Source organism: Aeromonas sp. R2-2 (assembly GCF_040908355.1).
GTDB classification, from domain to species: Bacteria; Pseudomonadota; Gammaproteobacteria; order Enterobacterales; family Aeromonadaceae; genus Aeromonas; species Aeromonas veronii.
The window spans coordinates 1-26,748 of record NZ_JBFODQ010000018.1 but is presented as its reverse complement, the minus strand read 5'-3'; the positions used below and the strand labels follow the sequence as shown (position 1 = coordinate 26,748).

The 26,748-nt window shown below is 58.8% G+C and carries 25 protein-coding genes; 13 read left to right on the top strand and 12 right to left on the bottom strand.

Features of this window, described 5'->3' with window-relative positions; all coding sequences use genetic code 11:
* Positions 1 to 36: 36 nt before the first annotated feature.
* Positions 37 to 2,238 carry a DNA internalization-related competence protein ComEC/Rec2 gene (locus tag AB5Z09_RS03030; protein WP_368194607.1) on the bottom strand — a complete coding sequence of 734 codons (2,202 nt, stop codon included), beginning with the start codon at positions 2,236 to 2,238 and terminating at the stop codon, positions 37 to 39.
* A 27-nt stretch (positions 2,239 to 2,265) separates the two neighbouring features.
* Here AB5Z09_RS03030 and AB5Z09_RS03025 point away from each other — a divergent pair, with 27 nt between their 5' ends.
* Both AB5Z09_RS03025 and AB5Z09_RS03020 read left to right on the top strand, forming a co-directional pair.
* The gene (locus tag AB5Z09_RS03025) at positions 2,266 to 2,784 is read left to right on the top strand and encodes a DUF2062 domain-containing protein (protein ID WP_005350890.1); all 519 of its coding nucleotides are present in this window, start codon (positions 2,266 to 2,268) and stop codon (positions 2,782 to 2,784) included.
* Positions 2,778 to 3,281 (top strand): DUF2062 domain-containing protein, encoded by a 504-nt coding sequence (locus tag AB5Z09_RS03020; RefSeq protein WP_335819671.1) that lies wholly within the window; start codon positions 2,778 to 2,780, stop codon positions 3,279 to 3,281. The genes AB5Z09_RS03025 and AB5Z09_RS03020 overlap by 7 nt, the downstream gene beginning before the upstream one ends.
* 116 nt (positions 3,282 to 3,397) lie before the next feature.
* On the opposite strand, the gene AB5Z09_RS03015 is transcribed toward AB5Z09_RS03020, so the two are convergent.
* The 9 genes from AB5Z09_RS03015 to glpT form a co-directional block, all read right to left on the bottom strand.
* Entirely contained in the window at positions 3,398 to 4,588 is a 1,191-nt protein-coding gene (locus AB5Z09_RS03015) for an amino acid aminotransferase (RefSeq protein WP_005350888.1), read from the bottom strand.
* A gap of 145 nt (positions 4,589 to 4,733) precedes the next feature.
* Positions 4,734 to 5,675 carry a hypothetical protein gene (locus tag AB5Z09_RS03010; protein ID WP_368194606.1) on the bottom strand — a complete coding sequence of 314 codons (942 nt, stop codon included), beginning with the start codon at positions 5,673 to 5,675 and terminating at the stop codon, positions 4,734 to 4,736.
* Positions 5,676 to 5,846: 171 nt separating this feature from the next.
* The gene (hdfR, locus tag AB5Z09_RS03005) at positions 5,847 to 6,719 is read right to left on the bottom strand and encodes an HTH-type transcriptional regulator HdfR (RefSeq protein ID WP_005337525.1); all 873 of its coding nucleotides are present in this window, start codon (positions 6,717 to 6,719) and stop codon (positions 5,847 to 5,849) included.
* The gene (locus AB5Z09_RS03000; RefSeq protein ID WP_005350885.1) at positions 6,719 to 7,090 is read right to left on the bottom strand and encodes a DUF413 domain-containing protein; all 372 of its coding nucleotides are present in this window, start codon (positions 7,088 to 7,090) and stop codon (positions 6,719 to 6,721) included. The genes hdfR and AB5Z09_RS03000 overlap by 1 nt, the downstream gene beginning before the upstream one ends.
* Before the next feature lie 298 nt (positions 7,091 to 7,388).
* On the bottom strand, positions 7,389 to 7,871 hold the full coding sequence (gene eco / locus AB5Z09_RS02995) for a serine protease inhibitor ecotin (RefSeq protein ID WP_005337529.1): 483 nt from the start codon (positions 7,869 to 7,871) through the stop codon (positions 7,389 to 7,391).
* Positions 7,872 to 8,089: 218 nt separating this feature from the next.
* Positions 8,090 to 9,178: a glycerophosphodiester phosphodiesterase gene (gene glpQ, locus AB5Z09_RS02990; RefSeq protein ID WP_005337531.1), complete on the bottom strand. Its 1,089-nt coding sequence runs from the start codon at positions 9,176 to 9,178 to the stop codon at positions 8,090 to 8,092.
* Between the two features lie 106 nt (positions 9,179 to 9,284).
* Entirely contained in the window at positions 9,285 to 10,772 is a 1,488-nt protein-coding gene (gene glpD, locus AB5Z09_RS02985) for a glycerol-3-phosphate dehydrogenase (RefSeq protein WP_368194605.1), read from the bottom strand.
* 311 nt (positions 10,773 to 11,083) lie between these two features.
* Positions 11,084 to 11,842 carry a DeoR/GlpR family transcriptional regulator gene (locus AB5Z09_RS02980; protein ID WP_005347045.1) on the bottom strand — a complete coding sequence of 253 codons (759 nt, stop codon included), beginning with the start codon at positions 11,840 to 11,842 and terminating at the stop codon, positions 11,084 to 11,086.
* A gap of 102 nt (positions 11,843 to 11,944) precedes the next feature.
* A complete protein-coding gene (glpT, locus tag AB5Z09_RS02975; protein WP_005337540.1) occupies positions 11,945 to 13,303 on the bottom strand; it encodes a glycerol-3-phosphate transporter in 1,359 nt (452 codons plus the stop codon).
* A gap of 489 nt (positions 13,304 to 13,792) precedes the next feature.
* On the opposite strand from glpT, the gene AB5Z09_RS02970 reads away from it, so the two are divergent.
* The 4 genes from AB5Z09_RS02970 to AB5Z09_RS02955 all read left to right on the top strand — a co-directional run bounded on the left by AB5Z09_RS02970 (position 13,793) and on the right by AB5Z09_RS02955 (position 18,833).
* Positions 13,793 to 14,641, top strand: a complete 849-nt coding sequence (locus tag AB5Z09_RS02970; RefSeq protein WP_005350866.1) for an MIP/aquaporin family protein — start codon at positions 13,793 to 13,795, stop codon at positions 14,639 to 14,641.
* 59 nt (positions 14,642 to 14,700) lie between these two features.
* On the top strand, positions 14,701 to 16,203 hold the full coding sequence (gene glpK / locus AB5Z09_RS02965; RefSeq protein ID WP_005337546.1) for a glycerol kinase GlpK: 1,503 nt from the start codon (positions 14,701 to 14,703) through the stop codon (positions 16,201 to 16,203).
* A gap of 226 nt (positions 16,204 to 16,429) precedes the next feature.
* Positions 16,430 to 18,406, top strand: coding sequence for a methyl-accepting chemotaxis protein (locus tag AB5Z09_RS02960; protein WP_368194604.1), 1,977 nt, complete (start codon positions 16,430 to 16,432; stop codon positions 18,404 to 18,406).
* Between the two features lie 193 nt (positions 18,407 to 18,599).
* Positions 18,600 to 18,833: a hypothetical protein gene (locus tag AB5Z09_RS02955; RefSeq protein ID WP_005337550.1), complete on the top strand. Its 234-nt coding sequence runs from the start codon at positions 18,600 to 18,602 to the stop codon at positions 18,831 to 18,833.
* 171 nt (positions 18,834 to 19,004) lie between these two features.
* Here AB5Z09_RS02955 and AB5Z09_RS02950 read toward each other — a convergent pair whose 3' ends face one another.
* Complete coding sequence (locus AB5Z09_RS02950; protein ID WP_106843974.1) at positions 19,005 to 19,907, bottom strand: LysR substrate-binding domain-containing protein; 903 nt, start codon at positions 19,905 to 19,907, stop codon at positions 19,005 to 19,007.
* A gap of 195 nt (positions 19,908 to 20,102) precedes the next feature.
* Here AB5Z09_RS02950 and AB5Z09_RS02945 point away from each other — a divergent pair, with 195 nt between their 5' ends.
* From AB5Z09_RS02945 to dkgB, 5 genes are all read left to right on the top strand, one after another.
* Positions 20,103 to 20,501, top strand: coding sequence for a DUF6404 family protein (locus tag AB5Z09_RS02945; RefSeq protein ID WP_206901596.1), 399 nt, complete (start codon positions 20,103 to 20,105; stop codon positions 20,499 to 20,501).
* Positions 20,488 to 20,847 (top strand): VOC family protein, encoded by a 360-nt coding sequence (locus AB5Z09_RS02940; protein WP_368194603.1) that lies wholly within the window; start codon positions 20,488 to 20,490, stop codon positions 20,845 to 20,847. Before AB5Z09_RS02945 ends, AB5Z09_RS02940 begins: the two co-directional genes overlap by 14 nt.
* A 483-nt stretch (positions 20,848 to 21,330) precedes the next feature.
* Positions 21,331 to 21,885 (top strand): hypothetical protein, encoded by a 555-nt coding sequence (locus AB5Z09_RS02935; RefSeq protein WP_368194602.1) that lies wholly within the window; start codon positions 21,331 to 21,333, stop codon positions 21,883 to 21,885.
* A 151-nt stretch (positions 21,886 to 22,036) separates the two neighbouring features.
* The gene (locus AB5Z09_RS02930) at positions 22,037 to 22,333 is read left to right on the top strand and encodes a putative quinol monooxygenase (protein WP_040097728.1); all 297 of its coding nucleotides are present in this window, start codon (positions 22,037 to 22,039) and stop codon (positions 22,331 to 22,333) included.
* A gap of 65 nt (positions 22,334 to 22,398) precedes the next feature.
* Positions 22,399 to 23,202, top strand: coding sequence for a 2,5-didehydrogluconate reductase DkgB (gene dkgB, locus AB5Z09_RS02925; RefSeq protein ID WP_368194601.1), 804 nt, complete (start codon positions 22,399 to 22,401; stop codon positions 23,200 to 23,202).
* Positions 23,203 to 23,363: 161 nt separating this feature from the next.
* Here dkgB and AB5Z09_RS02920 read toward each other — a convergent pair whose 3' ends face one another.
* On the bottom strand, positions 23,364 to 24,374 hold the full coding sequence (locus AB5Z09_RS02920; RefSeq protein WP_368194600.1) for an HAD family hydrolase: 1,011 nt from the start codon (positions 24,372 to 24,374) through the stop codon (positions 23,364 to 23,366).
* Between the two features lie 349 nt (positions 24,375 to 24,723).
* Here AB5Z09_RS02920 and AB5Z09_RS02915 point away from each other — a divergent pair, with 349 nt between their 5' ends.
* Together AB5Z09_RS02915 and AB5Z09_RS02910 are read left to right on the top strand one after the other, a co-directional pair.
* Positions 24,724 to 25,902 carry an MFS transporter gene (locus tag AB5Z09_RS02915; RefSeq protein WP_368194599.1) on the top strand — a complete coding sequence of 393 codons (1,179 nt, stop codon included), beginning with the start codon at positions 24,724 to 24,726 and terminating at the stop codon, positions 25,900 to 25,902.
* Between the two features lie 155 nt (positions 25,903 to 26,057).
* The gene (locus AB5Z09_RS02910; protein WP_368194598.1) at positions 26,058 to 26,729 is read left to right on the top strand and encodes an NAD(P)H-dependent oxidoreductase; all 672 of its coding nucleotides are present in this window, start codon (positions 26,058 to 26,060) and stop codon (positions 26,727 to 26,729) included.
* Positions 26,730 to 26,748: the final 19 nt, after the last annotated feature.

Genomic DNA, 26,748 nt, shown 5'->3' with positions numbered 1-26,748 from the left:
ACCTATATCGCATTCCTACACGGCAGAAATGGCGGATTATTGCTCAAACCACACTCGCGGTCGCCACCACTCACCACTGCGCCGGTACCAGGGCCCCAGATCTCGCTCGGCGGTGACGCTCAAGCCCGCTGCGGTGGGTTCGACCAGCATCGCCCCTTGCTGACCGGTGATCCACTGGCGGGCATCCCGATAGCGGGCCACCACATCTGGACGGGGAAAGCCCCACTGATTCATAAAACCGGCGCTGTGGATCACATCCTTTGCCGCCACCGCCGCGACAAACGGGGGCGTGGAAGAGGTGCGGCTGCCATGATGGGGGCTCACCAGCAAGGTGCTGGCCAACCCCTCTCCCTCCAGTGCCACCAACCGCTGCTCGGCTTGCCGCTCGATATCTGCACTGAGCAGCACGCTGCGCTCGCCATCGCTGATACGCACCACGCAGCCATCGTTATTGCGCCCGCCACCGGGGCGCTCGGGCCAGAGCACTGCAAACGAGAGCCCCTGCCAGCGCCACTGTTGCCCACGCTGGCAGAGCGTCGTTCCCTCACTGAAAGGGTAAGAGGAGAGCTCGTAGCGCACCGGCATGGCGCTGAGCAGTCGCTTGCGATTGCCGGCATGGTCCCGATCCTTGTGGCTGATGATGAGGCGATCGATGACCCGGATCCCCAGATGGCTCAGCTGGGGCAGGATCACCGCGTCCGCCATGTTGTAGCCTCCGGGATAGCGATCACCAGTGTCATAAAGGATGGCACGCTCCCCCTTGCTGATCAGCACCGCCAGCCCCTGCCCCACATCCAGCACCCGCAGTTGCCAGCGGGCCGGATCAGGCCAGCACGCCAACACCAGCGCAAGGGCGCCCGGTAGCCAGAGCCAGCGTGCCGGGCGCCACTGCGCGGCGAACCAGAGCAGCAACAGCAGGGTGCAAAGCGGCAGCCACCAGCCGGGTAGTGGCCACCACAGTTGCAGTTGATCGGCCAGCCAGCTCAGGATCGTCAGCACCCACCCGAGCCCCAGATCCGCCAGCCAGAACAGGCCATAGGCGAGCGAGGTGGATAGCGGCGCCAGCAGCACACCGATCAGGGCCAGCGGGATGATGGCGATACAAAAGAGCGGCACCGCCAACAGGTTGATCACCATGGCAAGGGGCGCTATCCCCTCGAACAACGTCAGTTGCAACGGCAGCAGACCGAGCAGCAGCCAGAGCTGGATCTGCCAGAGCCCCGGCTTGTCGTGGACATATCCCACCAGCAGCAAGATGGCCACAGCCAGAAACGAGAGCCAGAAGCCGGCCGAATAGAGGGCGAAGGGATCCCAGAGGGTCAATACCACAAAGGCCCACAGCCAGATGCGCCAGGCCGGCCACTCTCGCCGGCTCCAGCGCAGCACACTCCACACCAGCACCATGATCAGGGCCCGCTCGGTGGCTACCGCAAACCCGGCCAACGTGCTGTAGACGGCGGCAAACAGCAGGGAGGTGATGATGGCGCCGCGCAAGCCAAACAACCTGCCCAGCCACCAGCCGAGCACCGCCACCAGCGCGATGTGCTGCCCTGAAATAGCGATGATATGGGTCAGGCCGCTACCGCGAAACAGCTCCCACTGGGCATCCGTGATGCCGCTCTGCTCGCCAAAAGTGAGCGCCGCCAGCAAGGGAGCATAGTCAAGCGGACGCCAACTCTCGGTCGCCGCGCCCAACCAGCGTTCGCGCCACCCCACAGGTGCTTGTTGAATGTCGATCACCCGGCGCAAATTGCCGGTGGCGGTGATCCCCTTGCCCAGCAGCAGACGCCGCCCATCCAGCCCCGCCTCGTTGGCCAGACCGTGAGCCGGTTTCAGCGAGGTCACCAGGGTGATCCGGCTACCTACTGTCATGGCTGGCAATGCTTGGTAGGCATTGACCCGGATCAGGGGCTCAGGTGTCACCGGTTGCTCGTCGAGGGTGCTCACCCGCAGCAGCAGCCGGACAAATTTATCCCCCTCGGGCTCTGCACTTTGCAGCTGTGCGGTTATCATGTGGCTCGTCTGATCGCCCAACCGCTCCAGCCAGGCCAGCCGATAGGCAAGATTGGCCTGCATCCAGAGGATGCCGAGCAGGAGAAACAGCCACCGCCAGGCACGGCAATATGCAAGGGGGATCAGCAGGGACAGCAACAGGCCCCCCCATGCGAGTGAAGGTAACCATGGCCAGAGCAGTGAGGAGCTTGCCCCCAGGGCAAACGACAACAGACGCAGATCCATGGAGCAAGTATTTAGCAAGGTTTCAATATGCCCAAACGACTCATTAAACGCTGGATGCCCGATCAGCAAACCCTGAAAGAACACAAGCACCTGCGGCTGTTCGGCAAACTGCTGCTCGATGCCAACCTCTGGCACCTCAACCGCCGCTCGGCCGCCGGGGCATTTGCGGTGGGCCTCTTCATGGCCTGGGTGCCGCTCCCCTGCCAGATGCTGCTGGCCGCCGGTGGCGCCATCCTGTGCCGGGTCAATCTGCCGCTCTCGGTGGCGTTGGTCTGGCTCTCCAACCCCTTTACCATGCCGCCCCTGCTCTATGGCGCCTATCTGGTGGGTTGCCAGCTGCTGGGACATTCGGCGCAGCAGATAGAGATTGAGTTCACCTGGGAGTGGCTGGTCTCGGTGCTGGGGACTGTGGCACCGCCGCTGTTGCTGGGCTCGCTGATCCTGGCCCTGCTCAGTTCTCTTATCGGTTACACCCTGATCCGCACCTTCTGGCGGATCAGCACGGTGCGCCAGTGGCAAAAACGCAAGATGGCCCGCCCATGCTGAGTCGCTGGTTTGCCCGCTTCAAGCTCGATCCCGATACCCTGCGCCAGCAGAAGTGGTTTGCCCTGTTTGGTGAACGACTGCTTGCCCCAGCACTCTGGCAAGGGGGAACCCGCGCCCTGAGCGGCGCGGTAGCAGCCGGGATCTTCGCCTGCTGGTTCCCCATCCCGATGCACTCGCTTATCGCAGTCGGTCTGGCGCTGGCATTCAGCCTCAACCTGCCGCTGGCGCTGCTGGCAGTCTGGTTCAACAATCCGCTGACCCTGCCATTCATGTATCTCTACGCCTATCGCACCGGCTGTCTGGTGCTGCACCAGACGCCGGAGCCCTTCCACCTTACCTGGACCCTCCATTGGCTGGAGCAGGAGGCTGCGACCCTGGTGCCCCCGTTCCTGCTCGGCAGCCTGCTGCTGGCGGTGCTCACAGCCCTGAGCGGCGGCGCCCTGACCGCGCTGCTGCTGCAACTGCGCAAACTGTGGCAAGGTGCCCGCCACCACTGAATCCCCCTTCCCATTGTTTAGCGATCAGCCGTTGGCGATCAAAAAAGCCCGTCACCAAGGTGACGGGCTTTTTCATGGCATGGTGCCGCATAGTGCCAGAGCATCAGGCGATGCGATTACAGCACCTTGGCGATCGCCTCGCACAGGGGATCAATGTTGGCACGGGTAATCCCTGCCACGCTGATCCGGCCGGAGCCGACGATGTAGATGGCAAATTCGCTCTTGAGGCGCTCCACCTGATCCTTGGTGAGACCGGAGAAGGAGAACATGCCGTTCTGCTCGCGGATAAAGCTGAAATCCTGGCTCACGCCGAGGGCAGCCAGCTTCTCTACCAGCAATTCGCGCATCTCGCGAATGCGCACCCGCATGGCAGCCACTTCTTCGACCCACTCGGCATAGAGAGCCGGATCGCTCACCACGGCGGTAACCACGGCGGCACCGTGTGACGGCGGGTTGGAGTAGTTGGCACGAATGACTGTCTTGACCTGAGTGAAGGCCACATCGGCGATCTCCTTGGTCGCGCTGACCAGCGTGAAGGCGCCGACCCGCTCGTTGTAGAGGCCGAAGTTCTTGGAGAAAGAGCTCGCCACCAGCAGCTCGTCATGGCACTCGGCGAAGATACGCAGGCCTTCGGCATCCTCTTCGATACCACGGGCAAAACCCTGATAGGCAAAGTCAAACAACGGCAACCAGCCGGCGGCGGCACTCTGCTTGGCCAGCGCGCGCCACTGATCGCTAGTGGGGTCGATACCGGTCGGGTTGTGGCAGCAGCCGTGCAGCAGCACCAGCTCACCCGGCTGCACTTCGGCCAGCGAAGCCTGCATCGCGGCAAAATCGAGCCCCTTGGTGGCGGCGTCATAGTACTTGTACCACTTGACGGTCAGGCCCGCGGCCTGGAATACGCTGACGTGGTTGGCCCAGGTGGGATCGGAGATCCAGATGGTCTTGGCCAGACCGTTGCGCACCACGAATTCGGCCGCGATACGCAGGGCACCGGTACCGCCCGGCGCTTGCGCGGTCTTGGCGCGGCCGCTGGCAACCAGCGCAGAGTGCTGCCCGAACAGCAGTTGCTGCACGATGCGGCCATATTCGATATTGCCTTCAATACCGAGGTAGTTCTTGGTCTTCTCGTCGGTCAGCAGCTTCTGCTCGGCTTTCTTGACGCAGTGAAGAATAGGGGTGGCACCGGACTCGTCCTTGTAGATCCCTACGCCCAGATTGATCTTGTGGCTGCGAGAGTCAGCGCGGAAGGCTTCGGTCAGGCCCAGGATCGGATCCGCTGGGGCGGCAACAACCTTTTCAAACATGGTATTCCCTGTATTCCGTTGAGTTCGTTGGGTGGCAAAGCGGCTTGATAAACAAAAGCGCTCATCTGGCGAGCGCTTCGTCAACTCTTTATATCACCGCGTTCAATGGGGGAAAACCGCTTTTTGGCTCGCTTTCAGGCCAATTTCAACCAACGGCATGCCACGCTGGCGCCAGCGCACACACCTCGGCCGACAAGCCACCATTGGACTCAACCAAACCGCTACAAACTGCTAACAATGGCTTGGGGATCCGGCTCGGCTCCCAGGGCCGGGCCTCAGTCAAAGGTTGGGCATATGCACTGAGAATGGGGGCCAGATCACGGGGCAGCCACCAGCTGGCCGGACGACCCAAGCGCTGGGCCAGCGCCTGCAGCCGATCCACCCCTGCAGGGTCGAGGGCGGTGAGATGACTCCACAGCACATTGGGGGGCAAGGCGGCCACCACCTGCTGCAAGGCTAGAGGAGCCGATGGGGGAGCCCACACCAGCAAGGTGCCGTGTTCAAGAGGCAGCTCGGCAAAGGCGCCGACGCTGTCGGTGGTGATCACCCGCTCGATACTCCCCTCCCCCCACAGGATCTTGCCAAGACCCGCCAGGGTGCGCTCGGGCAGCGCCACCTCCCCCAGCGCCTGCAACCAGGGGGCTGCGTCGATCAGGGTGCCGCCGCTAAAAAAGAGGCTGAACGGCTGGGCGGCGCGCAAGCGCAACAGCTGATCGGCACAGAGCCGGATCCCCTTGTCCTCGAAATCGATCTGCTCGTTGGGGGTGAAGTTCACTTCGCTCTTGCGATAGAGCGCCGCCAGCACCCGTTCGTTGACCTGCTCCCCCAATTGCCAGCCCTGAGCATGCAACCACTCCTCGGGCTCGGGGGGCGCGGTGGCGATCTCGGCCAGCATCAGCTCGCGGGTGAGATAGCGCCGTCCGGCCGGGGTGAGCTCATAGCTGTGGCTGCCATGGGCGAGCAGCAGCTGGTTATCCTTGAGCAGGCCCACCAGCGGTTGCCACTGGCGGCCACGGATCACCACAGGTGAGTGGCTCAGCAACTGCTGCGCCAGTGCCCGCCATTCGGGGTGACTAAAGTCGATCAATTACAATCCATCCCTGTCAGTGCTCAATCGGATAAACAGCCTGAAAAGGTACCGTTACAGACCGATGACGCCAAGCCTCCCGCGCCAATTACGTGACTTCGCTCCCTGCAATTTTCCCCAAACAGAAGAGCCCACCGTGGGGTGGGCTCTTTCTTGGATAACACTCGACGCTTATTCGACGTTGAGACGCAGCTCGGCGTCGTGCCAACCCAGTGGCAGGGTCAGCAACTGATCGATCAGCTCCCGGCGATCGGATTTCTCCAGATAGGCAAGATAGAGCGGACGGCTCAGCGGCTGGCCCCCCTCCACCAGATGGAGCGCCCCCTTCTCGAGGAAGGGGCTGACCATCCGCCGTGGCAGGTAAGCAGCGCCACCATTGGCCAGCACAAATTGCAGCGCCATGCTGGCAGAGCTGGAGTGCAGCACCGGGGTCTTTTGCAGGCTCTGCAAGCGGCTGGGTTGCGGCTCGAAGCTGGTACCCCAGTCGAGGTGGATGTGCGGCATCTGCATCAGGTTGTCGGCATTGGCGGCCGGATCCCGGCTCACCAGCTCGAACACCAGCTCACCGATGGGATGCAGGGCAATCTCGTCGATCTTGGTGGGCTCGGAGAGCAGGGCCAGATCGAGGGAACGCTCCAGCAACTGGCGGCAGAGGTGCTCGCGGGAAGCCGTTTCCAGCCGCACCGCCAAACCGGGCGCCAGCGCATAGATATGATTGAGCCAGTCGTTGAAATCGAGCTCCCAGAACACCGCGGGCGCGCCGATGGCCAACTGCTGGCTGAATCCTGGCGAGAGCGCCACATCCTGCTTGGCGCGACCAAGGGTGTGCAAGATGGCGTCTGCGTAGGGCAGCAGACGCTCACCGGAGGCGGTCAGGCGGATGTTGTTGCGATGACGGGCAAACAGACTGACACCCAGTTGCTGCTCTAGCTGGCGGATCCGGAAACTCACCGCCGACTGGGTCAGGTAGAGATTTTCAGCAGCCCGGCCAAAGTGCCGGGTCTTGCTTACCTCGATAAAGGTCCGAAGCAGCTCGGTATCCATTAATCGATGGACTCGTCACTGCCACCGCCGCTGCCACCACCGACATCAAAGCTGCCGCCACCGCTGCTCTCTTCGCTGGCGCCGCCAACGACGGTGCAGAGGCGATGAACGCGCTTGGGACCGATCACCTTAAGGTACTTGAACCACACCTTGGCATGGGGGTTGGCACCGGCTTCGCCGGATTTGACCTGCTCGACGAAGGCGGACTCGACATCGTCACGGGGTGCCAGGTTGCCCTGGTAGAGTGCCAGCATGGCGGTACCATACTTTTCCAGACTGTCCGCTTCGGCCACAGTGAATTCGCCACTGCGACGCAGGCCACGGGGAAAATGTTTGAAGTCGTTGAAACGCTTGTCTGATTCGAAGCTCATAGTGCTCTTTTTTCTGGTTAGTTTGACCTTTGCGGGCAAGTATCATCAGGCCATCGCTGAGTGCAAAATCAATTTTCTCACTATGTTAATAAATATCTTTTATCGAAGTCACTTTGCCCCATAGCTGACGCCGATTTTGTGGCATAACACACAAAAAACGTTGATAAATAATAAACTTATGTAAACGTACAGCCAATTTGCATGTCACTTTTTGGACTGTTCAGGCAAAAATAAAGCGCCATACGGCGCTTTATTTATCACATCAGGTGAACCAGCTGAACCTTTGGTTCAAACATACTTACTCAATCATGGCCGGTTGGGCCAGGTTGTCGGCACGCCACAGACGGTAGCGCACTTCATACTCCTGCGGCACGTAGATCACGAACGGCAGTTTTGAGTTGTAGTTCACAAAGAAGCCCTGACCGTAGATCTGGACGAAGGTCTCTTTCTGCTGGTTATCCGGGCACATCATCAGGGTGCTGATGGGGTCGGAGACTTTGCCCAGTTTCAGGTAGTTGTAGCCCCAGCCTTTGACGCTGTGCTGTTCCAGGTTGCCTGCAAAACGCGGTACGTTGCAATCAACCATCATCTTTTTGCCGACCTGCAGCTCGACCATCATGTCGGCTTCTTTCTCGACTTCAGGCAGGCGGATCACCACACGTTCCTGATTCACGTCAGCGGCTGGGAACATGCTGATATCAAATTTTTTCGGCTCGGCGGCGAAGGCATGGCCACCCAGCAACAAGGCGCCCAGCAGGCTAAAACGCAATACGGTTTTCATCTGTACCTCATGGGGTTGGTTCAACGCCGCTAGACTAACCGCTCTGCCGATTTCATGCCAGCGATCTGCTACGTAAAAACTGCGTAAAATGATGCAGATCCGGCACACCATGACGTGATCTGGCTATTTTCTGACAGGGCGCACACTCCCGTTGCGGGAACCTGAAACAAAAAGCGAGGCCAATTGGCCTCGCTTTGCATTCAAATGACGCCAGAGTGCTATTTGGCCGCCTCTTGATGGGCCTTGATGACGGCCACCGCCTTGTCGGGGAAGTCGCTGAACACCCCATCCACATCGGCCTGATAGAGGAAGATGTTAAGGAGATCGGTGAAGTCCTTGGCATAGGCCGGGATCTGCCCCTCATCCTGACGGAAGGTATAGGGGTGAACTTTCAGGCCCGCCGCGTGGGCTTCTTTTACCATGCCGGTGAAGACCGGCTTGCCCAAAGTGCCCGGCTCGGTGACGATCATCGGTTTCCACGGGCCAATCCCTTCGGCATAGCTGGCGATGGTTTTCATCGCTCCCGGCTTGAACATCCAGTCATAGTTGTAGGGGGTCGCCTTGCCCTTGGCGTCGTAGACCATGGTCTCGTTCCAGTCGGTCTCGGCCATCAGTTGCACCAGTTTCAGATCCATACCCATGGCGGGCATCAGCTCGCTGTTGATGCGCTTGAGTTCATCGGCATCGAAGCACTGCAGATAGACCTTGTCATCCTTCCCGGTGTAGCCGTACTCCTTGAGCACCTTCAGCACCGCCTTGGAGATATCCTTGCCTTCGTGACGGAACAGCCAGGGCGCCTTGATCTCCGGATAGATCCCGATGTTCTTGCCGGTGCTCTTGTTGAGCCCCTGGATCATCTCGATCTCCTCCTGGAAGGTGTGGATCTTGAAGTCTGACTTCCAGAGCGGGAAGCGGGCCGGATAGACCGGCACCTGCTTGCCATCCACCAGCTGGAACGGTTCGGTCATACGCAGGGAGCGCACCTCGTCCAGAGTGAAATCCACCACATAATAACGGCCATCCGGACGGGCACGGCCGGGGAAGCGCGCCGCCACATCGGTGATGCCATCGAGGAAGTGATCGTGCATCACCACCAGCTGGTCATCCTTGGTCATCACCAGATCCTGCTCCAGATAATCGGCCCCCATGCCATAGGCCAGCGCCTTGGACTCCAGGGTATGCTCGGGCAGGTAGCCGGAAGCGCCACGGTGGGCGATCACCACCTTGCCTTCATCGGCAGCCAACACGGGTAATGAGAGGGAGGCCCCAAGGCTCAAGGCGATGAGGGAAACGGCGAGTTTTTTCATATGTGATGCTCTTTATTATTGTGTGTAGGTAATTGTTCTATCAGAGGTTTGTTGCATATTTACGATGGAAAGCGGTGGACAGCAGCGCACTGCCCACCGTCACTCATCAGCTCGCCTTGCGCAGAGCCTGATGGTATTGGTCGAGCCAGATCTGCAGCATCTGCTGCTCTGAGTCGTTCAGGCGCAGCCCCAGCTTGCTGCGGCGCCAGAGGATATCATCCAGTGAACAGGCCCACTCCCGCTCGATGAGATAACGCACTTCCGACTCGTACAGGCCGCCACCGAAGTGAATGCCGCGATCCTCTTTCAGCCAGAGACGGGCATGGGCACCATAGGCCTCGGCAATGCGCAGGGCGCTGCGATCATCGAGCCAGTCAAACTCCAGCGCAAAGGCGCGGGCCAGCTCGCGCACCGAGCAGTCAAACTCGCCGCCGGGCAGACGGCTGGTCGCCGTCCAGTCATCCCCCATCTGGCTGAACCAGGGCTTGAGCTTGTTGCAGGCGGCCTGCGCCAGCTTGCGATAGGTGGTGAGCTTGCCGCCAAATACCGAGAGCAGCGGCGCACCGTCAGACTCGCCAGAAAGTTCGAGGGTGTAGTCGCGGGTCACCGCCTGCGGCGAGTCTGACTCGTCGTCACAGAGCGGACGCACCCCGGCGTAAGTCCAGATCACATCTTTCGGCGCAATTTGGCGAGTGAAGTGGGCGTTGACCACCTTGCACAGGTAATTGATCTCGGCCTCGCTGATCTTCGCTTCCCGCGGACTGCCCTTGTGCTCCACATCGGTGGTGCCGATGAGTGAGTAGTCCTGCTGATAAGGGATGACGAAGACGATGCGGTTGTCTTCGTTTTGCAGGATATAGGCCTCTTCGCGCTCATGGATGCGCGGCACTATCATGTGGCTGCCTTTAATAAGGCGAATGCCGCGGGGGGATTTCTCGTGCAGGCTCTCGTCATAGAAGGTCTTGACCCAGGGGCCCGCCGCATTGACCAGACCACGGCAGGTGACGGTGAACTGCTCGCCCCCTTCCCGCTCCAAAGTGAGCGTCCAGTTTTTGGAACCGCGCATCGCCTTGATGCAGCGGGTGCGGGTCTGCACATCGGCCCCCTTGTCACGGGCCATCATGGCGTTGAGTACCACCAGCCGGGCGTCGTCGACCCAGGCGTCCGAATATTCAAACCCCTTATTGATCCCTGCGGTCAAACCATCTTGCGGCAGGAAGCGCACGCCACAGCTCCCCTTGAGCTTGTCGCGCTTGGCCAGATTGTCATAGAGGAACAGACCGGCGCGGATCATCCAGGCCGGACGCAGGTGTGGACGGTGCGGCAGGCGAAAACGCATGGGACGCGCGATGTGGGGCGCCATACCGAGCAGCACCTCCCGCTCCGCCAACGCCTCTTTCACCAGCCGGAATTCGTAATGCTCGAGATAGCGCAAACCGCCGTGGATCAGCTTGCTGGAGTTGGACGAGGTGGCAGAGGCGAGATCTTGCGCCTCAAACAGGGCAACCTTCAGACCCCGTCCTGCCGCATCGGCTGCGATGCCGACCCCGTTGATGCCGCCACCGACGACGACCAGATCATAATGTTCGCTCATGTTCACCTACTTTCATTTTTATGATTGCTATAACAGCAATGTTTGATTTCGCTCATTTTAGAACATGAAAATACAACAAACGAACATTTTATGGCGAAAGTGTGATCGCCACAGCCCGCCAGAAGTGGCAAAAGTGGTACGGCAAGTAACCGAATGGCGCCGGGCCAACATCGGCGGGTTACTAGCCAAAAAAACCAGATTGAATAGTGGTTTTGGCAATACCCATAAAGGGGTGAGATGAGTGCGGTGCTGGGGGAGAGAAAGGAGGCCGCCCTGACGGGCGACCGGCACAGCCTTGGCGTGTTTCGCCGTTAGCAGATGTGGCAAGCGATCTGGTGTTGCGCCATCAATCGCGTCAGCTTTTCCGGTGGCTCCTGATCGGTAAAGAGGGCGTGGATCTGGCTGAGATTGCCCAGATTGACCATGGCATTGCGACCGAACTTGGTGTGGTCGGCGGCCAGGAACACCTGACGGGAGTGGGCGATGATGGCCTGGGCGATCTTCACCTCGTGATAGTCGAAATCGAGCAGGGAGCCGTCATTGTCGATCCCCGAAATCCCGATGACGCCATAGTCCATGCGAAACTGACCGATAAAGTCGCGGGTCGCCTCCCCCACGATGCCACCATCGCGGTTGCGGATCTCGCCGCCGGCAATGATGACGGTGAAGTCATCCTTGGCCGTCAGAATGCTGGCCACGTTGAGGTTGTTGGTGACGATACGCAGCTCGCGGTGATCGAGCAGGGCACGGGCAATGGCCTCGGTGGTGGTACCTATGTCGATAAAGAGCGATGAACCGTCGGGAATATTGGCCGCGACCTCGCGGGCGATGCGCTCTTTCTCCTTGAGTTGCATCACTTTACGGGCGCTGTAGGCGGTATTGACGGTACTCGAATGCAGGGAGGCACCGCCATGATGGCGCCGTATCTTGTTCTGTTCGGCGAGATCGTTCAGATCCCGGCGAATGGTCTGGGGGCTGACGTCAAAGTGGGTCACCAGATCGTCGGTCGAGACAAATCCCTGCCGCGTCAGGACGTCCAGGATCTCCAGATGTCGTTGGGTTTGCTTCACGCTTGCACTCCGATGATGAGACAAAAAAAGGCCCCGGCAGATGCGGGGCCTTTTGGCAGTTTACCTGATCCCCTTTGGGATCAATAAGCTGAGGATCACGTTTTATGCCTTATGGGCAGCCGCTTTCTTGGCCGCAACGGCAATGTTCTCATGCTTGAGGGTCATCGCCAGCAGGATGATGGAGAGCACGCAGGAGACGGTCAGCACCATGAAGCCGCCATCCCAACCGAAGTGGTCAACGGTATAACCCAGCATGGCGTTGGCTGCCACGGCGCCGCCCAGATAACCGAACAGACCGGTGAAACCTGCCGCAGTACCGGCTGCTTTCTTCGGTGCCAGCTCAAGAGCATAGAGGCCGATCAGCATGACAGGGCCGTAGATCAGGAAGCCGATAGCCACCAGCGCCATCATGTCGATGGTCGGGTTGCCGGCCGGGTTGAACCAGTAAACCAGCACAGCCAGGGTGACCAGCACCATGAACAGGATACCGGCCGGGGCGCGGCGGCCCTGGAACATCTTGTCAGAGATCCAGCCACACAGCAGGGTACCCGGAATACCGGCCCACTCGTAGAGGAAGTAAGCCCAGGAGGAGTTGTCGACGGTGAAGTGCTTGGCCTCTTTCAGGTAGGTTGGCGCCCAGTCCAGCACACCGTAACGAATGAGGTAAACGAAAGCGTTGGCGATCGCGATGTACCACAGCAGTTTGTTGTGCAGCACGTACTTGACGAAGATCTCCTTGGCGGAGAACTCCTGCTCGTGGCTCTCGTTGTAATCCTTCGGATAGTCGTTCTTGTACTCCTCGATGGGAGGCAGACCGACCGATTGCGGGGTATCACGCATCACGAAGAAGGCGATCACCGCGATGGCGGCCGCCGCTGCCGCAGGCACATAGAAGGCGCTGCGCCAGTCGTTGAACCAGCCCATCCCGAGGATAAACAGCGGGCCAATCATGCCGCCACCCACGTTGTGTGCCACGTTCCAGACCGCAACCACTTCACCGCGCTCTTTCTGTGACCACCAGTGCACCATGGTGCGACCGCAGGGCGGCCAGCCCATGCCCTGTGCCCAACCGTTCAGGAACAACAGCACAAACATGATGGCAATGCTGGAGGTGGCCCAGTGCATGGTACCCATCATGAACATGATGGCAGCCGAGAGCAGCAGACCGGCGGAGAGGAAGTAACGGGCGTTGGAACGGTCAGAGACGTTCCCCATCAGGAACTTGGACAAACCGTAAGCGATGGAGACCCCGGAGAGCGCGAAACCGAGATCACCACGGGAGAAGCCCTGCTCGATCAGATAGGGCATCGCCAGACTGAAGTTTTTCCGTACCAGGTAGTAGCCGGCGTAACCGAAGAAGATCCCGAAAAACACCTGCCAACGCATGCGTTTGTAGAAGGGGTCGACCTTGTCAGCCGGGAGCCTGTCGATGTGCGCCGCAGGCCTGAAGAGACTAAGCATGTTCTGCTTCCTTATTGTTGTTATGGGCGGTTGAGGATGCCCTGACCATTCCAACGAATCATGTGAGTCCACTGATTCGTAAGCGAGCCTATTGTGCTCATATGCGCTCATTTAATCTGTGATGCATGCTCAAATATTGCAGTTTTATTACAAATAAAAGCTCCAAATGAGAAATCACTCAGCAAGCGCCAGCCCTTGTGTGGCAAGGGCTGCAAGCTACCCCCTAAGTGGTAATCAGTGGTTATCAAGATGCTTTACGTCACATTTTCTTAGCAATGAGTGGGATCTTGTCCACATTTCCTATGGAGGGGGGATGGTGAAATTATTGGGAAGGGTTATTTTCTGTCACGACCGATAACGAGCGCAAACGAGCATAACGTTTGCGCAAGACGCAAAAACAACAAGGAAACGTGTTCGGCAGCAACGGATAGACACAAAAAGATAAAACGGAACATCAAACCTCTACGGGTGGATATAAGGAACAAAAGTATGAGCATACAAAGACCCAATACCCTGCTTGGCGAGTGCATCGCCGAGTTTATCGGAACCGGCCTGCTGATATTTTTCGGCGTCGGATGTGTGGCGGCACTGGTGCTGGCAGGCGCCAACTTCGGGCAGTGGGAAATCTCCATTACCTGGGGTCTGGGTGTGGCCATCGCCATCTATGTGACCGGCGGCATTTCAGGTGCTCACCTGAACCCGGCTGTAACCCTGGCGCTGATGACCTTCTGCGGTTTCGACAAGCGCAAGGTGGTGCCCTACATCATCGCCCAGATGGCCGGTGCCTTCTGCTTCGCGGCCCTTGTCTACTTCCTTTATGGTAACCTTTTCACCCAGTGGGAAGTGACCCATAACGTGGTGCGCGGCAGCGTCGAGAGCCTCGGTACCGCCGGGATCTTCTCCACCTACCCCAATGCCCTGCTGACCAATATGCAAGCTTTTGCCGTCGAGCTGGTGATCACCGCCGTCCTGATGCTGGGCATCATGGCGCTGGGTGACAACAACAACGGCGCCCCCAAAGGTTTCGCGGCCGCCCTGCTGATCGGTATCCTGATCGCGGTGATCGGTGCCTCCCTTGGCCCGTTAACCGGTTTTGCCATGAACCCGGCCCGTGACTTTGGTCCGAAACTGTTCGCGTTCTTTGCTGGCTGGGGTGATGTTGCCCTGACCGGTGGTCGTGACAACCCCTACTTCTGGGTTCCAATCCTTGGCCCCATCGTTGGCGCCCAGATTGGTACCGCTCTGTATGTCAAAGTGCTGGCTCCCTGCGTCCCGGGCAACCGTGTCGTCACCACCGAGCAAGCGACCCAAACCGCCAAAGAAGAGGCTGCCGCATAAGATAAGAGCGGCCCCCTCCAACGTATAAAAACGTGGAAAATAGAAACGTGGAGAACATCATGTCTGCTGAAAAGAAATATGTCGTCGCTCTGGACCAGGGAACCACCTCTTCCCGCGCCATCGTGTTTGATCAGGATGCCAACATTGTCGGTACCTCCCAGCGCGAATTCACCCAGCACTACCCGAAAGCGGGCTGGGTAGAGCACGACCCGATGGAGATCTGGGCGACCCAATCCTCCGTCTTTACCGAAGTGCTGGCCAAGACCGGCCTGCGCAGCGAAGAGATCGCCGCCATCGGTATCACCAACCAGCGTGAAACCACAGTGGTATGGGAAAAGGCCACCGGCAAGCCCATCTACAACGCCATCGTCTGGCAGTGCCGCCGCACCGCCGCCATCTGCGAGGAGCTGAAAGCACGTGGTCTGGAAGAGTACGTTCGCGAGAACACAGGTCTGGTGCTGGATGCCTACTTCTCCGGTACCAAAGTGAAGTGGATCCTCGACAATGTGGAAGGTGCCCGCGAGAAGGCGATGAACGGCGAACTGCTGTTCGGCACCATCGACACCTGGCTGGTCTGGAAGATGACCAATGGCGAAGTTCACGTCACTGACCCGACCAACGCCTCCCGTACCATGCTCTACAACATCCGCGAGCTGAAGTGGGACGAGAAGATGCTGGACGAGCTGGGCATCCCCATGTCCATGCTGCCGGAAGTGAAACCCTCTTCCGAAGTGTACGGCTACACCACCCGTGGCGGCGGCTCCCGCATCCCCATCGCCGGTATTGCCGGTGACCAGCAGTCTGCCCTGTTCGGCCAGCTCTGCTTTGAAAAAGGGATGGCCAAAAACACCTACGGCACCGGCTGCTTCATGCTGATGAACACCGGCACCGAGCCGGTTCGCTCCAGCAACGGCCTGCTGACTACCGTTGCCATCGGCCCGAAAGGGGAAGTGAACTACGCGCTGGAAGGTGCAGTGTTTATGGGCGGCGCCACCATCCAGTGGCTGCGTGACGAGCTGAAGATCATCCACGATGCCCGCGACACCGACTACTTCGCCTCCAAGGTGGGCGATACCAACGGCGTCTATCTGGTACCGGCCTTCGTTGGTCTGGGCGCGCCCTACTGGGATCCGTATGCTCGCGGCACCATGGTTGGTCTGACCCGTGGTGCCAACCGCAACCACATCATCCGTGCTGCGCTAGAATCCATCGCCTATCAGAGCCGCGACGTGCTGGATGCGATGCAGCAGGACTCCGGCATCAAGCTGGCAGCCCTGAAAGTAGACGGTGGTGCTGTGGCTAACGACTTCCTGATGCAGTTCCAGGCTGACATGATGCACACCCCGGTGGTACGTCCGACCCGTATCGAGACCACCGCCATGGGTGCCGCCTTCCTGGCAGGTCTGGCCGTCGGCTTCTGGAAAAGCTCGGACGAGCTGGAAGACAAGTTCAGCGTGGACCGCGAGTTCATCCCGCAGATGGACAGAGACGATCGCGCCAAACGTTACAGCGGCTGGCAAAAAGCAGTTGAGCGTTCACGCCGTTGGGCTGAAGAGGATTGATCGGGCATCCGACATTCCGTTGAGATAAACACCCAAGAGGCCGACCGCAATGTCGGCCTCTCTTTTTATGCTTTCCCTTGCCGGTTTCTGCCCCCTTCCCCGCTAATTGCTCCCTCCTGATTTTCTGCCGCTCTCTGTTGTCACCATCCACCACAACGCAATTGAGTTCTCTATCTATAATCATCATCTGGGTCGCATATGCGACCTTATTTATGAGGAGAGCGATATGGACAGGGCGATACACCGTTTTACACTGCACTCACTCTGGTCAGGGCTCGGGATCCGCACCCGAATCCTCGCTGGCGTAGCGATACTGATGGCCATCGCCATCAGCTGCATCACCTTGATCCTCGAGCAGATATCCCACAGTCAGGCCCAGCAGCGGGTCGAACGCTACGAGCTGCCAAGCAGCGTGGATCGCATTGCCAACCAGCTGACCGCCCAGCTTATCCAGCACCTGACCGAGGCGCAGGCGCTGGCCAGCAACCGTTTTGTCATCGACTGGCTGACCGCTGGCATGCCAGAGCAAGAGTGGCCCGCCATGGAGCGCTACTTTCAGGATCTGCAACGGCGGATCGGCGGCAACGTCTTTATCGCCCCCCGCCAGAGCAACACCCTGATCAACTTCAGCGGCGGCCCCACCGCCCAGAAATCGCTGAGCGAATCAGACCCGAAAGATGGGTGGTTTTTCGGCTTTCTCAAACGCAGCAAACCCTATGAGCTGAACCTCGACATCTCCGATTTTGACAAGCGCGCCTCCCTCTATATCAACACCGCCGTCACCCACGAGGGCAAGACCCTGGCGGTGGCAGGCACCTCCATCGACATGAGCGCCCTGAGCAAGCTCATTAGCGGCTACCGGATCGGCAAGAGTGGTCAGGTCTATCTGGCGGACATGGAGGGCAATATCGAGATCCACCCCGAGCAGGAGGTGGAGGGGGCCGCCCACCACCAGCAATCCTTCCTCGATACCGTCAAGCGGCTTATTCCCAATGCCCGGGAACAGGTGGCCGTAGAGGCGCTAACACTGGAGGGGCAAACCTACCTCATCGCGGTACGTTACATCCCCACCCTCAACCGGCTGCTGATTGGCGAGATCAACAGCGCCGAGCTGGAAGAGGGACTGCAGGAATCCCGCCAGCTCATCATCATGGTGTCGCTCGCCATCGGCGGGATCGCCATGCTGGCCTCCGCCTGGCTGGCTCACTCCATCAGTCGCCCCATTCGTCAGGCTGCCGATGGCATGCACCACATCACCGCCGATCGGGATCTGGCGACCCGCCTCGACTTCTCTGACGAGTCGGAGCTGGGCATGATGGCCCAGAGTTTCAATCAGCTGATCCAGAGCCTGAACCAGAGCTTCTCCCGCTTCCAGCAGTCAGGCAGCGCCCTCTCTGCGCAGTCGTCCCAATCCATGCAGCAGGCCCAGGCACTGGCAGGAGAAGCGTGCCAGCAGGCCCAGAGCATTCAGGAGCTGACCACTGTGGTCACCACCATCGGCGACAACGCCGAGCAGATTGCCAGCCGCTCGGAAGGAGTCAACGACGTAACCCAACGCATCGCCAACCATATGCTCAGCATCGAGCAGGATGTGACCCAGAGCGCCGCGCAACTCGACACCTTGCGCAGCAGCATCGGCAGCTCCTCGGCCCTGCTCGATGAGGTGGTGAAAGACAGCAACAACATCACCCAGATCATGAACCTCATCCGCGATGTCTCGAACCAGACCAACCTGCTGGCCCTCAATGCGGCCATCGAAGCGGCCCGGGCAGGGGATATGGGACGGGGCTTTGCGGTGGTGGCCGACGAGGTACGCCAGCTGGCGGTGCGTACCCAGACCGCCACCAAGGATGTGCAGGATCTTATCTTGCGCCTGCAGGAGGGAACGCGGCAGGCCAGCAGCTCGATGGCAGACTCCCGCAACCTGAGCGAAGAGGGATACAACCGGATGAATCAGGCCAGAGAGGTGCTGGTTGATGCCACCAGCCAGATCAACCAGACCGCCCTCGAGATCAACGAGATCAGTGCGCTGGCGCAGGCGCAGAATCAACAGATGGGGCAAGCCAGAACGGCGCTCGACGAGCTGGCCATGGTGGCCGAACACCAGCGGGAACACGCGCAGGAGAGCAATGCCGCCAGCCGCGAACTGTTCGAACTGGCCAAGGCCATCGACGAGCAGATCCGCCAATACCGGATTGGCTAGGCCCGGCGCTTCCCCCTCTCCCTCTCAATAACCAAGACGCCACCGCAGGGTGGCGTTTTCATTTTGCAAATCATTTTGCCTGCGCTCTCGAAACGGGAATGACGACAAAACTCGCAAGATATTGATAATTAACATGAAAAAATGTGGAACGGCCATTGCTTAGTGATATCAGACTCAACAGAGGGATATCGCCATGAAACCGACCACCACTCAAGCGCCCGTAGCCCACGTCGCCACTCAAAAAGAGACCCTGACCCCCCGCGAAGGCACCTTCCTGATGATGGTGGCCCAGCTAGTGGTGCTCACCTGCATCGTACTGGCCGCCACCGTCGGCGGCCTCTCCTGGCAGTGGACCCTACTGCTGGCCATTCCGCCGGTGATCGGCGGCGCCCTGCTCAGCCGGGTATGGGGCAAACTGCCCCGCTAACTGCACTTCACCTCACACACCTTGCCGAACCGGCGGCCGACCCTCAAGTCGGCCGTCTGTTTATCTGCCACCAAGCTAATGCTGATTGGCCGCAACGAAGGCGCGGCTTGTTCTTCGCTAAGCAAACCGCAGCGACGAACCGTTCAAACAAACCGTACAAACCAACCTGCACTACAGGGTATGGCTGCCAAGCTGCTCTTTAAGAAAGTCGAGCCAGACCCGCAGTCGGATATCCCGCTGGGCATCGGAGTAGAAGACCGCATTGATGGGGCGCGAGGCGCCGCTGTTGCTGCGAGCCAGCACCTCCACCAGCGCGCCGCTCTCCCGATCCGGCCCGGTCATGAAATCCGACAGACAGACAATCCCCTGACCCGCCAGCGCCAGCTGACGCAAGGTTTCACCGCTGCTGGCACGCAGGCTGGGGGTGATGGCAAAGCGATCCCCCTGCTCGGCACTGAGCAGCGGCCAGTTGTTGAGGTGATCGGGATGCAAAAAGCCAAGCAACTCGTGACCGCTCAGCAGATCTGCCGGTTGGCGCGGGGTGCCGCGCTCGCTCAAGTAAGCAGGAGAGGCCAGCAGCCGCAACCGCGAACGGCCAAGCGGCAGCGCACGCAGGGAGGAGTCGGTCAGCTCGCCGATGCGGATGGCCATGTCCACCCGCCGCTCCATCAGATTGATAAAGCCCTCCGAGCTGTGCAGCTGTAGCTCGATGGCAGGGTAGCGGCGGCGAAACTCGCCGATGATCGGCACCAGCCGGTGCAGGATAAAGGGGGTGGCCGCATCGACTCTCAACACCCCTTCGGGTTGTTCCCGGCGCATCAGCAGATGCCCCTCCGCCTCGCTCATCTCGGTCAGTATCTTCACCGCCCGCTGATAGAACCAGCTCCCCTCCTCGGTCAGGCTGACCCGGCGGGTGGTGCGATTGAGCAAAACGGTAGAGAGCTTCTCCTCCAACCGCTTGATACCGCGACTCACCACCGAGTTATCCATGCCGAGGTTCTCCGCCGCTTGGCGAAAACTGCCCGCCTCCACCACCGCCACAAACAGGGTCAGCTCATCAGAATGGGTCTTCATTGCTGTTATCCGGACAAGAGTAATGAGTCTTTATAGGCGTAGCTGCTGTGGATTGGCAAGCGTGCGGTGAGGCCAGTTCTTTTTTTCTACAGAGAAAGAACGTGACCACGAGCCCACATCATGCTCGCGATTTGTCAGTACAATGCAGCCTGAAAAGCACCGTATGGCACCTTTAATTTCACAAGGATGAATACCATGACATTTGAAGAGCGGCTGGCCGCCGCCCATCAGGAGCTGGCTAACAAAGGGGTATGGCATGCCAACTACAATCCACCGCTGTGCAGACTGCTGCGCAGGTTCGGTTATCCCGTCAAACCGCCTCACTATGAAGGTTGGCTAACCAACGTTCTGGTATTCGGGGTAGGCATTGGTCTGGTATGGGGCATGGCGATGTGGTTTTTCAGTTGGCACCCCATGGGGATAGATCCGCTGTTTGCCCTGCGCCAAACAGCCCTGTTTGCGGGATTCTGCGGCCTGACCATGGCATCTTGGCTCTGGCTACGGCGCAAGCAGCTTAAACTGACCCCGTGGGAACAACTTGCTGAACCCAGCGATGCTGATGATGAGGGAGACGAACTGAATGAAAGCCCATGAAAAATTGAACTATGTGGAGTTTGCGGCCAGGGATCTCGCCGCGACCAAGGCATTCTTTCAGGCCGTATTTGGCTGGCAATTTGTCGATTACGGCCCCGACTACTGTGCCTTTGCCGATGAGGGGCTGGATGGCGGATTCTATCGGGCAGAGCAGTGCAATCAAACAGCTCAGGGCGGCGCCCTGCTGGTGTTCTACAGCGCCGATATTGAAGCGACCCAAGCCAAGGTGAGCCAACACGGTGGCACCATCAGTCGCCCACTATTCGACTTCCCCGGTGGACGCCGTTTCCACTTCGTTGAGCCCAGCGGCAATGAGTTTGCGGTCTGGTCGGTGCAAGCTAAATAACTGATCCTAATAGTGCTCCATCTTGCCGGAAGCCTTGTGGCGTAAGGCATTTGTGCAATCTGGCGAGAAAGCCTGAAGTGACAAGGCTTAGCGCACGATGCGTGCTCAATGTCACTTGTAGAAGCTGTACGAGTGCAGTGATCTATTATTCGGAACAGCTATTTAGCGCCTGATAATACTGGACGAAGTGAAACAATCTACATCCATATTATTCATAATATCGTTCTCTACTACATATCCGAAAGGTTTATAAAAGAAAACACCGAGCCGTTTTTTTGAAAAAAACAGGTGAAGTGTTCATTTCATATTACGTGTTCTTGACTTAATCATGGCATTTAAGACACAGTTCCCAACAAATATTATTACATTCTATTGCAGATGCAGATGGCTGTCAGATTGCATCAAAATTTCAAGGTGTTATTTTGAAGGTAATTACAGTAGAATATCATGCCATCTATATGGCAATTTTATAAAAGGTGTTCTATGAGCCCAGAAGAAATTAATATTGTAACTGAATCAATCAAGGCTATTGGAAGTAAAGGATCGAACGAATGGATTCCAGTTATTGCAGCCCTTGGCGGTGCAGTTTTGGGGTCGCTCAGTTCAATTATTACTTCTAGCATAATTGAACGTAAAAAAGAGAAAATGTTTTCATTACAAATTACAAGATCTCTGATTACCGAGATATCCGCATTACTTAATTTAATGGAAACAAGAGGGTTTCTTGACAGTATCAATAACGCCATTGCTCATTTAAAAGAAAATCCAGATGATACATACATATTAGCCTCCGATACCCCACCTCATTATTCCAGAGTATATCAAGAAAACTGTAAACATTTGGGCGTGGTAGATCATGAAACATCGAAGCAAATTATTAACTTTCATCATTTAGTAGATGCAATAGTTCAAGATGTTAAGATGGATGGAACATTCAGCAAATCACCTACAATCGAAGCTTATGTAGAAGCACATAAGATCCTGACGCTTGCAATCAGAATAGGTCGAAACTTAGAAACTAAAAAAATAAATTGTTGATTCGTGTAATGAGGTCATTAGCGTATTCCTCTTATATGTCCTGGATTACCCCATTGCTGCTCTCCCCTCAATACTGTTTTGCGACCAGCGCCCTGTTGCCAGCAAGTCACGGCAGGCATACTGACCCTTCGTTTTTGCCAAGGAGGTTCAGATGTCATCACCCGTGATTGTGATTGCCCAGCTTGAAGCCAAACCCGAATTCGCCGCCCAGTTTCGCGCCGCCCTTGAGCCGCTGATTGCGGCCACCTTGCAAGAGGCGGGCTGCCAGCGCTATCAGTTGCATCAGGACTTGGACAATCCAAACAGCTGGATGCTCTACGAGGTGTGGGAGAGCGAAGCCGCCCTCACCGCCCATCAGGGCCAACCCCACTTTACCGAATTTGTCGCCAAGGCCGAGCCCTGGTTTGCCAGCAGCACCATTCGCCGCTATCAGCCGCTGGGCGCCTGACTGGCCCTAGAGCCTGTTTCTGTTCGGCCCATCAAGGGCCAACCACCACCCCATTGAGGAACGAGATGATCAATATGCCACCCATGGGTCTGGGCACCTTCCGCCTGAAGGGCGAGCCGCTGCTTGCCACCCTGACCAACGGTCTGGAGCTGGGTTATCGCCATATCGATACCGCCCAGATCTATGACAACGAAGCCGAGGTCGGCGCCGTGCTGACCCGCAGCACTGTTGCCCGTCACGAGATCTACCTGACCACCAAGGTGTGGACCAGCGAGTTTGGCCCGGGCAAGCTGATCCCGAGCCTTGAGGTGAGCCTGGAAAAACTGGGCACCGACTATCTGGATCTGGCGCTGATCCACTGGCCCTCCCCCAAGGATGAGGTGCCGATGGCAGTCTATCTGGAGCAGCTGGCCGAGGCCAAAACACAAGGCCTGACCCGGGAGATCGGTGTCTCCAACTTCACCGTGGCCCAGCTTAAACAAGCTATCGAGATTTTGGGGCCGGGGGCCATCGCCCACCAGCAGATCGAAGTTCATCCCTTGCTGCAAAACCGCAAGGTGGTCGAGCTCTGCAAGGCCCAGGGTATCGCCGTCACCGCCTATATGCCGCTCGCCTATGGCAAGGTGCTGAGCGAGCCGCTGCTGATGGAGATTGGCAAACGCCACGGGGTATCGGCGGCGCAGGTGTCGCTGGCCTGGCTGCTGGCGCAGGACATGACAGTGATCCCGAGCTCCACCAAGCGGGAGAATCAGGCCGCCAATCTGGCCGCCCTCGATATCACCTTGAGTAGCGAGGAGATGGCCGCCATCGCCACGCTGGATCGCGGCGAGCGCTGCGCCAATCCCGACTTTGCCCCCGCATGGGACTGACGCGAAAGGCGTGAGACTAACGCGAAAAAAAGCTGGCTCTGCCAGCAGGCCAGATAAAACAGGGAGAGCATCATGCTCTCCCTGTCTCTTTTCTTGCCTCACGCTTTGTAGCGCTTGCTGAACGTCCAACCGCCATATTGATGCCAGATGCAGCCCCGCAATCAGGGCGCGTTCTGGCAAAGGGCGGGATCGAACACTTGCTTCCAGTCTGATTTCATATCGACCACCACCCAGCCCCGCGCTTTTGCCTGCGCCAGCCCGTCGATCAGCTTGCCGCTGGCAGGCGGATGGCTGTCGTAGGCGTATTCGCGCTTGGCATCGGTATGGTGCACCAGCAGGCCGAAGGTGTGGTAATCCGGGTTGGTCGAGGTGTATTGCAGCATGGGCACGTCGCCATCGCTGTTACCAAAGGCGCCGACCGGACGCTGCCCCATAAAGAGGTGAATGGCGGCCGGTTTCGCCTTGCTGTCATCGAAATAGGCGCCGTTCATGGTCTTGCGGATCTCGCTGCCCTCCCCGGTCAGGGCAAACTCGCCGAGGGTAAAGGAGCCAATCACCTGCTGGGGCGGGATGCCATACATCTGCTCGGACATCACCCGCATAAAATCGATGCCGCCGCCGGAGACAATCCAGGTCTGGAAGCCATTATCCCGCAGATACCCCAGCAGCTGCTTCATCGGCAGATAACCGAGCTGATCGTAGTGGCAGCCAAAACGGGGATCCTTGCTGCTGTTGACCCAGCGAGTGACCCGCTCGGCAAACTCGGTGGTGGTCATGCCGCTGTGGGTCAGTCCCACCAACTTGGCGAGCCCCTTCTCCCCCGATTTGGCCACGGCCTTGAGGTCATTGTTCAGCACTGCCGCGACGATGGGGTCGGCCTTCCACTCCGGGTGTTCCGGCGCCAGGCGCTTGATCTCGTCCATCGCAAACTGCAGCTGATAGGTCATGGGCGCTTCCGGCCAGAGGGTGCCGTCATTGTCAAACACCACATGGCGCTTCTCTGGCGGAATAAAAGTGGGCTGCTGCTGATCGGTGGCATTGGTTACCCAGCGGGTGATCGCCTGCTTGGCTGCCGTGTCATTCCAGGCTGAGAGGGGATCGCTCTGGCCGGCCTGTACCGCAAAGGCGCCGCACAGCAGCAAAAGAGAGGAGAGTCGGTTCAATGTCATCATGTTACCTGTCAGCTGGATATTGCCTGTCTATTGCCTGTAGATGAAAGCGCTCGGCCATCACAACACCGGCCCGCATGGGTTCAACACACGGGTTTCACAGGGAAAATCCTATGGCGGCCAGCTTGTACTGGAGCTTAAGCAAGCTCAGAAAAGGAGCAGCGTTAATCCCGTTCTGCGAGGCAGATCACTGCGTTACGCTCGCACAGCGTGCAACACAACCCCCTCCCTCCCATCGCCATTGCTGCTGATTTGGCAAAAGTAATTTGATGTCACCGTCATTTTTGCCAACAAAACCCATCGGCATACTGGCGCCATTCTCCCGTCGGGAGTCCCAAACCAAGGAGTTGTTATGCCATTGGCGTTATTTGCCCTTACCCTGAGTGCCTTTGCGATAGGCACTACTGAATTTGTGATCGTGGGGCTTATCCCCACCATAGCCCAGCAGCTCAATGTCTCGCTCCCCTCGGCGGGCCTGTTGGTCAGCCTCTATGCCCTTGGCGTGGCCATCGGCGCCCCCGTGCTCACGGCGCTCACCGGCAAGGTGCCGCGCAAGTGGCTGCTGGTGGGGCTGATGGCGCTCTTTACCGCCGGCAATCTGCTGGCCTGGCAGGCCCCCGGTTACGAGAGCCTGATCGTGGCCCGCATTCTGACCGGGCTAGCGCACGGGGTCTTCTTCTCGGTGGGCAGCACCATCGCCACGGGTCTTGTGGCCAAAGAGAAGGCGGCGAGCGCCATCGCCATCATGTTCAGCGGCCTTACCGTGGCGCTGGTGACCGGCGTACCGCTCGGCACCTGGATTGGTCAGGTCTTTGGCTGGCGTGAAACCTTTCTGGTAGTAAGCCTGCTCGGCCTCGTCGCCATGGTGGGCAGCCTGCTGCTGATCCCGAACAACTTGCCCAAGGGGGCGGCCTCAACCATCCGCGAACAACTTTCGGTACTGACCAAAAAGCCGCTGCTGCTGGTCTACGCCAAGACCGCCCTCGGTTATGGCGGCGCCTTCACCGCTTTCACCTTCCTCGCCCCCATCCTGCAGCAGGTGAGCGGCTTTAGCGCCGGTGCGGTGAGCCTGATCCTGCTGGTCTACGGGGTATCGGTCGCCGTCGGCAATATCTGGGGCGGCAAGCTGGCCGACAAGATGGGCCCCCTGCCGGCGCTCAAGCTGCTGTTTGCCGGTCTGGCGCTGGTGCTGCTGGCTCTCACCTTCACCGCACCCCATCCGGTGCTGGCCGTGCTCACCGTACTGGTGTGGGGCGCCTTTGCCTTCGGCAACGTGCCGGGTCTGCAGGTGCTGGTGGTGAAGCAGGCCGAACAGCACACCCCCAAGGCGGTGGATGTGGCATCGGGCCTCAATATCGCCGCCTTCAACGTCGGCATTGCGCTCGGTTCCGTCGTCGGTGGCTTGGTGGTGGAGCACCTCGGCCTGATGCACACCCCCTGGATCGGCGCCCTTATCGTGCTGCTGGCCTACGGGCTAACCCATGTCAGCGAGCGCCGCGAAGCCCTCCGGCTCGCTGCCAGTCAGGCATAAGCTGCGCCAGCAGGCGTCACGCAAAGACGTGGCGCCTGCTGCAATCGGCGCGGCAGGCTTCTATGCTGTGACACAGCCTCAACCCGGCAACTGTTTCAGTAACTTTTTCAGCAACCAAGCCTGTCACCCTTGCATCATTTGCCACGGAGTCTGTTATGAAGGTGCTTATCGTCTATGCCCATCCCGAACCCAAAAGTTTCAACGGTGCCCTCTTCTGTCACGCCATCAGGGCGCTGGAGCAGGCGGGCCACACAGTGATGACCAGCGATCTCTATGCCATGGGCTTTGATCCCGTCTCGGATCGGCGCAACTTCACTGCCGCCAGCGATCCCGATTTTCTCAAGCTGCAGCTTGAAGAGCTGGCTGCCACCGAGCAGGGCAGCTTTGCCCCGCAACTGGAGCAGGAGATGCAAAAGCTGGAGGCGGCCGATCTGCTGATCTTCCAGTTCCCGCTCTGGTGGTTTGGCCTGCCAGCCATTCTCAAGGGGTGGGTGGATAGAGTCTTTGCCATGGGGCGAGTCTACGGTCAGGGCCATATCTACGAGAGCGGCAAATTTCGCGGCAAGCGGGCCCTGCTGAGCCTCACCACCGGTGGCCCCGCCGAGACCTATCTGCCCGACGGCTTCAACGGCGATATCGACGGGGTGCTGCGCCCCATCCAGCGCGGGATCCTGCAATTTGTCGGCTTTGACGTGCTGCGCCCCCATATCTGCTATGCCCCGTTGCGGGTCTCGCAAGAAGAGCGGGAAGCCTGGCTCGCCCAGTGGGCCGAGCGCCTTGGCCAGATTGAGCAGGAGTCCCCCATCGCGGTTGGCCGCTACCAGTAACGGCTGACGCAGCTGACAC